11 protein-coding genes are annotated in these 12082 nt (G+C 68.8%); 5 read left to right on the top strand and 6 right to left on the bottom strand.

Going from position 1 to position 12082, the window contains the following annotated elements; all coding sequences use genetic code 11:
• Positions 1-2 precede the first annotated feature (2 nt).
• The 5 genes from NWF34_RS21740 to clpS form a co-directional block, all read right to left on the bottom strand.
• On the bottom strand, positions 3-293 hold the full coding sequence (locus tag NWF34_RS21740) for a MoaD/ThiS family protein (RefSeq protein ID WP_006437890.1): 291 nt from the start codon (positions 291-293) through the stop codon (positions 3-5).
• Positions 294-295: 2 nt separating this feature from the next.
• Complete coding sequence (locus tag NWF34_RS21745) at positions 296-703, bottom strand: Mov34/MPN/PAD-1 family protein (RefSeq protein ID WP_006437889.1); 408 nt, start codon at positions 701-703, stop codon at positions 296-298.
• A gap of 164 nt (positions 704-867) precedes the next feature.
• Positions 868-1977, bottom strand: coding sequence for a P1 family peptidase (locus NWF34_RS21750; protein ID WP_024498171.1), 1110 nt, complete (start codon positions 1975-1977; stop codon positions 868-870).
• A gap of 89 nt (positions 1978-2066) precedes the next feature.
• On the bottom strand, positions 2067-2642 hold the full coding sequence (locus NWF34_RS21755; RefSeq protein ID WP_024498170.1) for a DUF2017 domain-containing protein: 576 nt from the start codon (positions 2640-2642) through the stop codon (positions 2067-2069).
• A gap of 89 nt (positions 2643-2731) precedes the next feature.
• Positions 2732-3055 carry an ATP-dependent Clp protease adapter ClpS gene (gene clpS / locus NWF34_RS21760; RefSeq protein WP_006437886.1) on the bottom strand — a complete coding sequence of 108 codons (324 nt, stop codon included), beginning with the start codon at positions 3053-3055 and terminating at the stop codon, positions 2732-2734.
• A 21-nt stretch (positions 3056-3076) separates the two neighbouring features.
• Here clpS and NWF34_RS21765 point away from each other — a divergent pair, with 21 nt between their 5' ends.
• From NWF34_RS21765 to glgB, 5 genes are all read left to right on the top strand, one after another.
• Positions 3077-4384 carry a nicotinate phosphoribosyltransferase gene (locus NWF34_RS21765; RefSeq protein WP_024498169.1) on the top strand — a complete coding sequence of 436 codons (1308 nt, stop codon included), beginning with the start codon at positions 3077-3079 and terminating at the stop codon, positions 4382-4384.
• Between the two features lie 34 nt (positions 4385-4418).
• Complete coding sequence (locus NWF34_RS21770) at positions 4419-5030, top strand: isochorismatase family protein (RefSeq protein ID WP_024498168.1); 612 nt, start codon at positions 4419-4421, stop codon at positions 5028-5030.
• 88 nt (positions 5031-5118) lie between these two features.
• Positions 5119-7227 (top strand): ATP-dependent DNA helicase, encoded by a 2109-nt coding sequence (locus tag NWF34_RS21775; protein ID WP_191834901.1) that lies wholly within the window; start codon positions 5119-5121, stop codon positions 7225-7227.
• Positions 7228-7379: 152 nt separating this feature from the next.
• Entirely contained in the window at positions 7380-9380 is a 2001-nt protein-coding gene (locus tag NWF34_RS21780) for a maltotransferase domain-containing protein (RefSeq protein WP_258326030.1), read from the top strand.
• Positions 9381-9387: 7 nt separating this feature from the next.
• Positions 9388-11655 carry a 1,4-alpha-glucan branching protein GlgB gene (gene glgB, locus NWF34_RS21785; protein WP_375295698.1) on the top strand — a complete coding sequence of 756 codons (2268 nt, stop codon included), beginning with the start codon at positions 9388-9390 and terminating at the stop codon, positions 11653-11655.
• A 51-nt stretch (positions 11656-11706) separates the two neighbouring features.
• On the opposite strand, the gene NWF34_RS21790 is transcribed toward glgB, so the two are convergent.
• On the bottom strand, positions 11707-12082 hold a 376-nt coding region (locus NWF34_RS21790), incomplete at its 5' end, for an integrase core domain-containing protein (RefSeq protein ID WP_258326031.1).

Raw genomic sequence — 12082 nt, forward strand, 5'->3', positions numbered from 1 at the left:
GCTCAGCAGCCGCCGGCGACCGCGGGCAGGATGGTCACCTCGTCACCGTCGTCGATGGAGGTGTCGAGACCACCGGAGAACCGGACGTCCTCGTCGTTGACGTAGATGTTGACGAAGCGGTGCAGTTTCGCGGTGCCGTTCTCAGCCGGGGCGACGAGTCGCTCCTTGAGCCCGGGGTTGCCCGACTCCAGGTCGTCGATCAGCGTGGCGAGCGTCGTCCCGGACCCCTCGACGCGCTTGGCGCCGTTGGTGTGGGTCCGCAGGATCGTCGGGATGGACACGGTGACGGGCATATTCAGCTCCTGATCTCGATCTCTTCTTCGGTGACCGTGCCGTCGACGATGCGATAGCTACGGATCTCGGCGGTCTCCGGGTCCCGGGTGGACACCAGCACATAGTGCGCGCCGGGCTCGCCGGCGTAGGAGATGTCGGTGCGGCTCGGGTAGGCCTCGGTCGCGGTGTGCGAGTGGTAGATCACCACCGGTTCCTCGTCGCGACGGTCCATCTCGCGCCACACGGACAGCTGCTCGGCCGAATCGAACCGGTAGAACGTGGGCGACCGTTCCGCGTTGATCATCGGGATGAATCGCTGCGGGTCCTCGGAACCCTCCGGCCCCGCGATCACCCCGCACGCCTCGTCCGGATGATCGGCGCGCGCATGCGCGACCATCGCGTCGACGAGTTCCTGATCGATCTTGAGCATCGGTGTCCCGTTCTCCTTCGCAGACGCGGGCCCCGGTGGGCAGGGCACGGAGGGGTCGGCGACAGGTCGTCGCACATGTCCCGAGAGGGAACGCCGCGGCGCGAACGCCTATTCCGCATTCACCTATGACCGGTGTCACCGTCGGTGAGTCCGGGGCGGGCCGTTCAGACGAACGCCGACGGCGCAGCCTGCGCGTAGGTGGGGATGGACGCCACCGTCTCGGCGGCGAGTACGGCGTCGACGATGGCTCGCTGAACGACGCCGGCCGCGCATCGGCAGATCTCGGCGATGACCGCCGCGTCCGGATGCATGCCGGGCGGTGAGGCGAACGCCGGGTCGATCGACTCCGGCCGCACCGCACCGGTGGAGACGGCGAAGATGGTGTCGCCGTCGAGCGGTGAGTGGGCCGGGCGGATGGCGCGGCCGAGACCGTCGTGGCCGGCCATGGCGATTCGCTGGGTCATCGCGGCATCGAGTGCGGCATCGGTGGCGACGACTCCGATCGTCGTGTTGAGCACGGTGTGTTTCTCCGCGAGGTCGGCCAGCCGTGCGATGTCGCCGGCCTCCGGACGCCTCAGGCCCAGGCGGTCGAGGTCATCCTCACCGAGATCCCACGGCAGGCCGCTCTGCGGGTCGATGACGGCGCCGACCGGGTTGGCGACCATCAGCGCGCCGACGGTGACACCTGCGGCCGGACCCGTCGGGATCGTCACCGATGCGCTGCCCACACCACCTTTCAGCGCGCCGGCACGTGCACCGGCGCCGGCCCCCACACTGCCGACCGCGAAATCGGTACCGGCGGCGCGGACCGCCTCGGCGCCGAAGTCGGCGTCGGGCCGGTGATCCCACGCGCCGACCGGGAGATCGAAGATGACCGCCGCGGGCACGATGGGCACCACATGTCCTCGGGTGTCCATCGGCAGGCCGACCCCCTCGGCCTCGAGGGCGCGCATCGCGCCGTCGGCGGTTGCGAGACCGTAGGCGCTGCCGCCGCTGAGCACGATGGCGTGCGCGGTCTGCACGGTGTTCGACGGATCGAGGAGGTCGGTCTCGCGGGTGCCCGGACCACCGCCCCGCACGTCGACGGCGGCGATCGCAGCGGGTCCCGAGATCCGCACGACCGTCGTCCCGGTCGCCCAGCCGTGGCCGTCGGGTGCGTCGGCGGTGCCGGAGACCTGCGCGTCGGCGTCGACACGATGACGGTGCCCGACGGTGATCCCGGCGACGTCGGTGATGCGGTCGCCCGGGCGGGCGGGTCGTCCGATGGTGGTCACGTACACCTCTGCTCTCATCTGTCCCGACCCGCACCACGAAGAACTCGGACAAAGCTCCCGAATGGAGCGGTGTCACCGTGGATCGTAGGTCACATCACCGCTTCGACGAGCAGATCCTGCATCACCGTCAGCCAGTGATAGACGTCGAGATGCGCGGCGTGCGGATGATCGGCCGGCAACCGGTCGGGGGTGTCCTCGGAGATCCCGAGCATCGCCCCGAGGGCGAGGCGGACGTCGTTGAGGGCGGTCAACCAGGCGGTCGCCTGCTCGACGGTGAGTGTGAGGTCGCCGCCCCCGTCGGGCAGGGTGTCGAGAAGGACCTGCGCCGCAGCGAGTTTGGCGTCGATGATCTTCGGCTCGTTGACGCTGCGCAGCGCCGAGTTGAGGCGACCGTTCACCACCTCGGCGGAGAGTTCCCGGTCCTGATCGGGGCGATGGAAGTCCGGCAGGAGACGCCCGAGCGTGGCGTCGTCGGGTGTGTCGGCATGGCCGACCCGGATACCGGTGACATCCGACAGCGCATCGCGCGGTGCGGTCTCGGCGCGTTCGGTCAGCAGCTCGCACATCGAGGAGACCAGCGACGCGAGCAGCTCGGCCTCGTGCGCGTCGAGCTGGGAGGTGATCCGAATCGACTCACCGCGGCCCTTACGTTTCCAGGTGCGCACGCCTCAGTGTCTCCCCACCGTCGACATCGTCGACCCCGTCGGCACCGTCGATCCCGGTCCGCGCTCGGGCGGCAGAAATGCGAACCCGGTCATGAATCGCGCTGCATGGTGGCCCACAGGCCGGCCGCGTGCAGTTTGCGCACGTCACCCTCGACCTTGTCGCGGTCGCCGCTGGAGACCACGGCCTTGCCCTCGGTGTGCACCTGCATCATCAGCTGATTGGCACGTGACTCCGAGTAGCCGAAGATCTTCTGGAAGACGAACGTCACATACCGCATCAGATTGACGGGATCGTCCCACACGACGGTCATCCAGGGTTTGTCGAGATCCGCCGCGCCGTCCGCCACCGCGGGTTCGGCAACCGCGGTACCGCCGGGGGTAGCCTCGTGCGCACGAGTTTCGTCAGGCGCCATGGAGACAAGGGTAACGCGACAGTGAGCATCGACAACACCGCGCTGCTGACCGATCAGTACGAACTGACCATGGTCGCAGCGGCTCTCCGCCACCCGGTCGCACACCGGTCGTGCGTGTTCGAGGTGTTCGCCCGACGACTCCCCGACGGCCGCCGGTACGGCGTCGTCGCAGGCACCGGACGCGTCCTCGCCGAGCTCGCCGAGTTCCGTTTCGGCGACGAGGAGATCGCCGTCGTGGAGAAGTTCCTCGACGCCGAGACCGTCGCGTGGCTGCGCGACTACCGGTTCTCCGGGGACATCGACGGCTACCGCGAGGGCGAGCTCTACTTCCCCGGCTCTCCGATCCTCACCGTCCGTGCGCCCTTCGCCGAGGCCGTACTGCTCGAGACGCTGATCCTGTCGATCCTCAACCACGACAGCGCGATCGCCTCGGCCGCCGCCCGGATGGTCAGCGCCGCCGGGTCCCGGCCGATCATCGAGATGGGTTCCCGACGCACCCATGAGCGCGCCGCGGTCGCGAGCGCCCGTGCCGCGTACCTGGCCGGCGTCGCCGCGACGTCGAATCTCGAGGCGAACCGTCGTTTCGGCGTCCCCAGCGCGGGAACCGCCGCGCACGCGTTCACCCTCGGCTTCTCCGGACCGGACGGTCCCGACGAGAAGGCCGCGTTCACCGCACAGATCGATGCGCTCGGCGTCGGCACCACCTTGCTGGTCGACACCTACGACATCACCCAGGGCGTGCGCAACGCGATCGAGGTCGCCGGCCCCGGCCTCGGCGCGGTGCGCATCGACTCCGGCGATCTCGGTGTGCTCGCGCGTCAGGTGCGCACACAGCTCGATGACCTCGGCGCGACGAACACCAAGATCGTGGTGTCCGGCGACCTCGACGAGTACGCGATCGCCTCGCTGCGCGCCGAGCCGGTGGACACCTACGGTGTCGGGACCTCGCTGGTCACCGGTAGCGGCGCACCGACCGCGGGCATGGTCTACAAGCTCGTCGAGGTGGACGGACTACCCGTCGCCAAGCGGTCGAGCCACAAGGAATCGCGCGGCGGGGCCAAGGCGGCCGTGCGGGCCGCACGGGGCAGTGGGACGATCGTGGAGGAGATCGTCTACCGAGCCGACGGGCCGCGCCCCGAGGCCGACGGTGGTCTCCACCTCCGGGATCTGCAGATACCGCTGGTCCGCGACGGGGAGCCGGTGGCATCGCTGCCATCGCTGACCGACGCGCGCGCCCACCTTGCGGCGGGGCTGGTGAGCCTGCCGTGGGAGGGCCTCGGCCTCTCTCACGGGGACCCAGCGGTGCCGACCCGCTACCAGCTCGGCTGACGAGCACACCCTTCGATCCGCCAGGGAGTACCTGATGAGCAGCGAACGCAACGACGGCACCAAGCCGGCCGACGCGTTGGTCGTCGTCGACGTCCAGAACGATTTCTGCGAGGGCGGTTCCCTCGCGGTCAACGGTGGTGCGGCGGTGGCCCGGGCGATCACCAAGATCCTCGACGAGTACCGGACGGTCGTCGCGACACGCGATCACCACATCGATCCCGGTGATCACTTCTCCGACGAACCCGACTACGTCGACACCTGGCCGCCGCATTGCGTGGTCGGCACCGACGGCGTTGCCTTCCACCCCGAATTCGATTCCACCGCAGCGCAAGAGACCTTCTCGAAAGGTGAGTACGCCGCTGCGTACTCCGGCTTCGAGGGTGTCACGGACGACGGCACGAGCCTCGAACAGTGGCTGCGCGACCACAAGATCTCCAGCATCGACATCGCGGGACTGACCACCGATCACTGTGTCCGCGCGACGGCACTCGATGCGGTGGCCGCCGGCTTCACGACGCGGGTGCTGCTCAACTTCACCGCGGGCGTCGGGGCGGCGACCACCTCCGACGCGCTGAAGAGCATGCGCGAGGCGGGGGTCGAGCTGGTGGGCGACCTGCTCTACGACGGCTCGTGCGGCACGGGTTAGTCCCGAGGGAACCGTAGAGCCCGCGGATCCGTCTGAAACTCACACACCCCATCTCGCACCATCTCGAACGAGGACCCCGGAACACCACATGTCGAACACTCCCCCGGTGACCGAACTGCTCGACACCGCGGTCTCCGCGCTCGGCGGTCGTCGCCGTGACGGTCAGGTAGCCATGGCCTCGGCCGTCGCGCACGCCATCGACACCGGCGAACATCTCGCCGTACAGGCCGGGACCGGCACCGGAAAGTCGCTGGCGTACCTCGTGCCGGCCATCCGCCATGCGGTCGAGACCGGACGGACCGTGGTGGTGTCGACGGCGACGATCGCGCTGCAGCGGCAGCTGATCGAGCGCGACCTCCCCCGTCTCGCCGGCGCCCTCGCGAAGCCCGTCGGCCGCAAACCCACCTTCGCGATCCTCAAAGGTCGCGGAAACTACTTGTGCCTCAACAAGATCCATTCAGGAGCCGCCGACGAGCCGGACACCGAGCTGTTCGATCCGTTCGAGTTGTCCCGCACCGGACGCGAGGTCACCCGGCTGCGCGAGTGGAGCAGCGACACCGAGACCGGTGACCGCGACGACCTCGTGCCCGGTGTCGCCGACCGCGCCTGGCGACAGGTCAGTGTGTCCGCGCGTGAATGCCTCGGTGCCGCCAACTGTTCCTACGGCGAGGACTGCTTCGCCGAACAGGCCCGCCGCCGGTCCGGCAAGGTCGACGTGGTGGTCACCAACCACGCCCTGCTGGCGATCGACGCGACGAGCCCGGCCAACGTTCTGCCCGAGCACGACGTCGTGATCATCGACGAGGCCCACGAACTCGTCGACCGGATGACCTCGGTGGCGACCGACGAACTGTCGGCGGCCTCGATCGCCCTCGTCTCCCGGCGCGTCGGCAAACTCGTCGACGAGGAGACCGCCGACGCCCTCCTCGGTGCCGGTGAGCAACTCGGGAAACTCCTGGAGACGGCGCCGAAGACACAGTGGACGCAGCTGCCGCCCGACGCCACGTCCGTTCTGGTGATGCTGCGTGACCGGTTGTGGCAGACCCGGACCGCGATCGGGCCGGTGCGCGCGCCCGGTGCCGGCGACGACGGCGCAGCCGCAGCCCGGTCGGCGGCCCTCACCTCGCTCGACGACATGCACGACACGGTCGTCCGCGTCCTCGGCGCCTTCGACGAACCCGACGAGTCCAAACGCCGCGACGTGGTGTGGGTCGGCCTCGACACCTCCCGACGCGGCGCCGAACCCCGTCCGGTGCTGCACATCGCGCCGCTGTCGGTCGGCGGACTGCTCCGCGCGTCGCTGTTCGCCAATTCGACGGTCGTCCTGACGTCCGCGACCCTGACCATCGGCGGTTCCTTCGACGCCCTTGCCGCGACCTGGGGTCTGCCCGCCTCCGGGCGGGGCACCGACCGTCCCGCCGCCGACGAGCCGGGCGACGAACCGGGCCCCGACCCGACGGCCGCCCGCAACGTCACGGCCAGTGGTAAGGCGGTTCCCTCCGATTCGGGCTCGGCGCGCTGGACCGGTCTCGACGCGGGCTCCCCGTTCGACTATCCGAAGTCGGCGATCCTCTACGTGGCCCGGCACCTGCCCCGGCCCGATCGCTCGGGTATCGCTCCGCGGACGATGGACGAGATCGCCCAGCTCGTGGATGCCGCCGGCGGGCGCACGCTGGGGTTGTTCTCGTCGATGCGCGCTGCCCGCGAGGCGGCCGAGGCGATCCGGGAACGCTGCGAGTACCCGGTGCTGTGTCAGGGCGACGACACCACCTCGACCCTGGTCAGACGCTTCGCCGAGGATCCCGAGACCTGCTTGTTCGGCACACTGTCGCTCTGGCAGGGCGTCGACGTGCCGGGGCCGTCGCTGAGCCTCGTGCTCATCGACCGCATTCCGTTCCCCCGCCCTGACGATCCGCTGCTGACCGCACGGCAGCGCGCGGTCGACGCCCGGGGCGGCAACGGCTTCTTGTCCGTGGCGGCGAATCACGCCGCGCTGCTGCTCGCGCAGGGCGCCGGCCGACTGCTGCGTTCGGTCGACGACCGCGGCGTCGTCGCGGTGCTCGACTCCCGGCTGGCGACGGCCGGATACGGGGGCTACTTACTCGCCTCGCTGCCTCCGATGTGGCGGACCACCGATCCCGCCGTCGTCCGGTCCGCCCTCAGCCGGCTCACCGCCGCACCGCGTCCGGTGGGCTGAGCACGCCTGACGCGAGACGACCGGCACGGCGACCGTGTACGACGAGACAATCGCCCACGCGGGGCACTAGGTTGGGTAGCGGTGATTCCAACGCAGGCGAGACCGACAACGCACCCTGACCAATCGCGGGAGCTGACGAGAGGAGGCTTCGAGTGATCGGGCGCATGGGTATCGATGACATCGCACCCCTGGTCTCGGCCGGGCAGCAGCCCGCGAAAGCCGTTGTGGGAGAGTTCTTCCCGATCAGCACCACGGCGTGGCGCGAAGGGCACGACGCGATCGGCGTCACGCTCCATGTCGAGGCACCGCGTCGCGGCGTCCTCGACATCCGGATGACCCCGTCGCCCGAACCGGACACCTTCAACGCGGCGTTCGTCCCCGACGCGGTCGGCTTCTGGTCGTATCGCATCGAGGCCTGGAGCGATCCGTACACCACCTGGCGTTCGGCGGTCACCAAGAAGCTCGACGCCGGTCAGGGCGCCGCCGACCTCGCCAACGACCTGGAGACCGGCGCCCGAATCCTCACCCGCGCCGCCGAGGACATCGCCGACGAGAACCGCGAACTCCTGCTCGACGCCGCGCGTCTGCTCCGCGCACGACGCCGCCGGGTCGAGAACCGGGTGAGTCTGGCGATCTCCGAGGAGGTCGTCGAACTGCTCCACGACAATCCCGTCCGGGAACTGGTCACCAAGAGTCGCACCTACCGCGTGTGGGTGGACCGCACCCGCGCGCTCTTCGGGTCCTGGTACGAGTTCTTCCCCCGCTCCACCGGCGGTTGGGACGGCGAGGGCAACCCGGTGCACGGCACCTTCCTCACCGCCGCCGAGGACCTCCCGCGGATCGCGGGGATGGGCTTCGACGTCGTCTACCTCCCGCCGATCCACCCGATCGGCGAGGTCAATCGCAAGGGCCGCAACAACACCCTGGTCGCCGGTCCCGACGACGTCGGCTCGCCGTGGGCCATCGGGTCGAAGGACGGCGGCCACGACGCGATCCACCCGCAGCTGGGCTCCGAGGAGGACTTCGAGTACTTCGTCGGGCGGGCGCGTGAGCTGGGACTGGAGGTCGCCCTCGACCTCGCACTGCAGTGCGCACCCGACCATCCCTGGGCGACCGAACACCCCGACTGGTTCATCATCCAGCCCGACGGCACGATCGCCTACGCGGAGAACCCGCCGAAGAAGTACCAGGACATCTACCCGCTGAACTTCGACGAGGACCGCAACGGCATCTATCGGGCCGTGCTGCAGGTGGTCCTGCACTGGGTCGGCCTGGGCGTGAACATCTTCCGCGTCGACAACCCGCACACCAAGCCGCCGAACTTCTGGGAGTGGCTGATCGGCGAGGTCAAGAAGCGGAACCCGGATGTGCTGTTCCTGTCCGAGTCGTTCACCCGCCCGGCGCGTCTGTACGGTCTCGCCCGCCTCGGATTCACCCAGTCCTACACGTACTTCACGTGGAAGACGGCCAAGTGGGAACTCGAGCAGTTCGGTCGCGAACTGGCCGATCATGCCGATGAGGCGCGTCCCAACCTGTTCGTCAACACCCCCGACATCCTGCACGCCAGCCTGCAGCACGGCGGCCCGGGCATGTTCGCACTGCGCGCCGCCCTGGCCGCGACCCTGGCCCCGACCTGGGGCGTCTACAGCGGCTACGAACTCTACGAACACGTCGCGGTCGCCGAGGGCAGCGAGGAATACCAGGACTCCGAGAAGTACGAGCTGCGTCCCCGCGACTACAAGGCGGCGACGAGCCGCGGTGAGTCGCTGGAACCGTGGATCACCTCGCTCAACGAGATCCGCCGCCGGCATCCGGCGCTGCAGCAGCTGCGGAACATCCACTTCCACCACGTCGAGAACCCGTCGCTGATCGCCTATTCGAAAATCGATCCGGTCTCCGGCGACCGCGTCGTGGTGGTGGTCAACCTCAACCCGTTCGCCGCCGAGGACTCCACCGTCTGGCTCGACCTGCCCACACTCGGATTCGAGTGGTACGACCACTTCCCGGTCCGCGACGAGGTCACCGGGGAGGAGTACTGGTGGGGACAGGACAACTACGTCCGGCTGGAGCCGTGGCGCGCGGTCGCCCACATCCTGGCCCTCCCGCCGCTCGACCCCGCCACCGCAACGCGACTCGCCTACCGAATCCAGTGAGGTGCCCGTGACCGATCGTCGAGATCCCGAGTCCCCCACGACCCCCGGCACCGCCGCGCCGGGAAGCCCCCTCGCCGCCGGTTCCCTCCCCGCCCCCGAGGCGTCCGATCACGACCTACGCCGGCTCGACGCGCTGACCCATCCCGACCCGCATGCGTTCCTCGGGGCGCACGACGCCCCGGGGGGCAGCACGATCCTGCGCACACTACGACCCGACGCCCTGTCGGTGTCGGCGGTCATCGGCGGCGTCGACCACCCCATGACCCGTCAGACCGACGACCTGTGGGTCGTCACGGTGCCGATCGCCGACCTGATGGACTACCGCTACCGGATCGTCTACCCCGACGGTGCGGGCACCGCCGAGTTCGTCGTCGCCGACGGCTATCGATTCCTGCCGAGCCTTGGCGACATCGACATCCACCTGTTCAGTGAGGGCCGGCACGAGACGCTGTGGGAGGCCCTCGGGGCCCGCGTCGTCTCGTACACGACCGCCGACGGCGAGGTCTCCGGCACGGCGTTCTCGGTCTGGGCGCCCAACGCCCACGGCGTGGCCGTCATCGGGGATTTCGACCGATGGACCGGCCGCGTGGCTCCCATGCGCAAGGTCGGGGTCAGCGGTGTCTGGGAAGTGTTCATCCCCGACGTCGGCGACGGCGCGCACTACAAGTTCCGGGTGCACGGCGCCGACGGCGTGATCCGTGACAAGGCCGATCCGATGGCTTACCGGACCACACCCCCACCGTCGACGGCGTCGGTCGTCACGCGATCGCAGCACGTCTGGTCCGACGACGCCTGGATCGCGCGCCGGGAGCGCTCCGCGCCCGAGCGCGAACCGATGAGCATCTACGAGGTGCACCTGGCGTCGTGGCGTCAGGGCCTGGGCTACCGCGAACTCGCCCACCAGCTCGCCGACTACGTCGTGGAAAAGGGCTTCACGCACGTCGAGTTCCTCCCGGTGGCCGAGCATCCCTTCGGCGGTTCGTGGGGCTACCAGGTGACGTCGTACTACGCGCCGACCGCCCGGTTCGGCACTCCCGACGACTTCCGGTACCTCGTCGACCATCTGCATTCGCGTGGCATCGCGGTGATCGTCGACTGGGTGCCCGCGCACTTCCCGAAGGACGAGTGGGCTCTCGCCCGCTTCGACGGCACCCCGCTCTACGAGCACGCCGACCCGATGCGCGGCGAGCAACTCGACTGGGGCACCTACGTCTTCGATTTCGGACGCCACGAGGTACGCAATTTCCTGGTCGCCAACGCATTGTTCTGGTTCGGCGAGTTCCACATCGACGGACTGCGCGTCGACGCCGTTGCCTCGATGCTGTATCTGGACTACTCACGTCCCGACGGGCAGTGGCGGCCCAACATCCACGGTGGCCGCGAGAACCTCGAAGCGGTGCAGTTCCTGCAGGAGACCAACGCGACGGTCCACAAACACTTCCCCGGCGTCATCACCGTCGCCGAGGAATCCACCGCATGGCCGGGTGTCACCCGGATGACCGATCTCGGCGGCCTCGGTTTCAGCTTCAAGTGGAACATGGGCTGGATGCACGACAGCCTCGACTACCTGTCGCGGGATCAGGTGCACCGCAGCTTCCATCACCACGAGATCACCTTCTCGCTGATGTACGCGTGGAGCGAGAATTTCGTGCTGCCGCTGTCGCACGACGAGGTGGTCCACGGCAAGGGCACGCTCTGGACGCGGATGCCGGGCGATTCCTTCACCAAGGCGGCCGGCGCCCGCGTGTACCTCGCGTACATGTGGTCGCACCCCGGTAAACAGCTGCTGTTCATGGGCCAGGAGTTCGGTCAGACCGGCGAATGGGCCGACAACCGCAGCCTCGACTGGCACCAGCTCGAGGGCTGGGAGGGCGAACTGCACTCCGGCATATCGACGCTGGTCACGGACCTCAACCGGATCTACCGGTCATCCCCTGCGCTGTACACGCAGGACATCACCCCCCTCGGCTACGAGTGGATAGATGCCAACGACACCGCGAACAACGTGATCAGCTTCCTGCGGTTCGGGGAGGACGGATCGGTCGTCGCCTGCATCTTCAATTTCTCCGGATCGGACCGCGTCGACTACCAGGTCGGACTGCCGCAGGGCGGGGTGTGGGAGGAGATCCTCAACACCGACGCCGACGCCTACAGCGGCGCGGGCAAGGGGAATCTGGGAGCGGTGACCGCCGATGGGCCGTCGTATCACGGACGCCCCGCCTCGGCGCGGGTCATGCTGCCGGCCAATTCCGCCATCTGGCTCGCGCCCCGCTAGCGCGCAAACCCACCCTTTTTCGGCAGAGTCACCACCTCGGAGCGGAATTTCTCAACCTGTCTGAGACAGGACTTGGTTGGTTGTTCTTCTGTGGTTGATCCCGACGGTGGTCGGGATTTCCGGGGCCCGGGGTGGGCGCCGGAAGCGTTGCGGGTGGGCCAGGTAGTGGCGGTTGAGCAGTGTTTGGCGGTGCTGCCGCTGCTGGGTGGCAGTACCGTCGAACACCGAGGCCGGGGTGTGCCAGGCCAACCCGCTGTGGCGATGCTCGTCGGCATAGGTGGCGAGGAAGGTGGCGGTCCAGGCGCGGGCGTGGTCGATGTGGTCGAACCGGTCGGGACACTGCAGGTCGTATTTGATGGTCTTGAACAGCGATTCGGAGAACGGGTTGTCGTCACTGACTCGGGGCCGGGAGAACGAGGCTTCGATC

Source organism: Gordonia sp. GONU, from assembly GCF_024733855.1.
Classification (GTDB): domain Bacteria; phylum Actinomycetota; class Actinomycetes; order Mycobacteriales; family Mycobacteriaceae; genus Gordonia; species Gordonia amicalis.

Excerpts from the sequence above, each read along its gene's own strand:
- NWF34_RS21770 (WP_024498168.1), top strand. The coding sequence starts at position 4,419 with ATGAGCAGCGAACGCAACGACGGCACCAAGCCGGCCGACGCGTTGGTC.
- NWF34_RS21740 (WP_006437890.1), bottom strand. The coding sequence starts at position 293 with ATGCCCGTCACCGTGTCCATCCCGACGATCCTGCGGACCCACACCAAC.
- NWF34_RS21745 (WP_006437889.1), bottom strand. The coding sequence starts at position 703 with ATGCTCAAGATCGATCAGGAACTCGTCGACGCGATGGTCGCGCATGCG.
- NWF34_RS21775 (WP_191834901.1), top strand. The coding sequence starts at position 5,119 with ATGTCGAACACTCCCCCGGTGACCGAACTGCTCGACACCGCGGTCTCC.
- clpS (WP_006437886.1), bottom strand. The coding sequence starts at position 3,055 with ATGGCGCCTGACGAAACTCGTGCGCACGAGGCTACCCCCGGCGGTACC.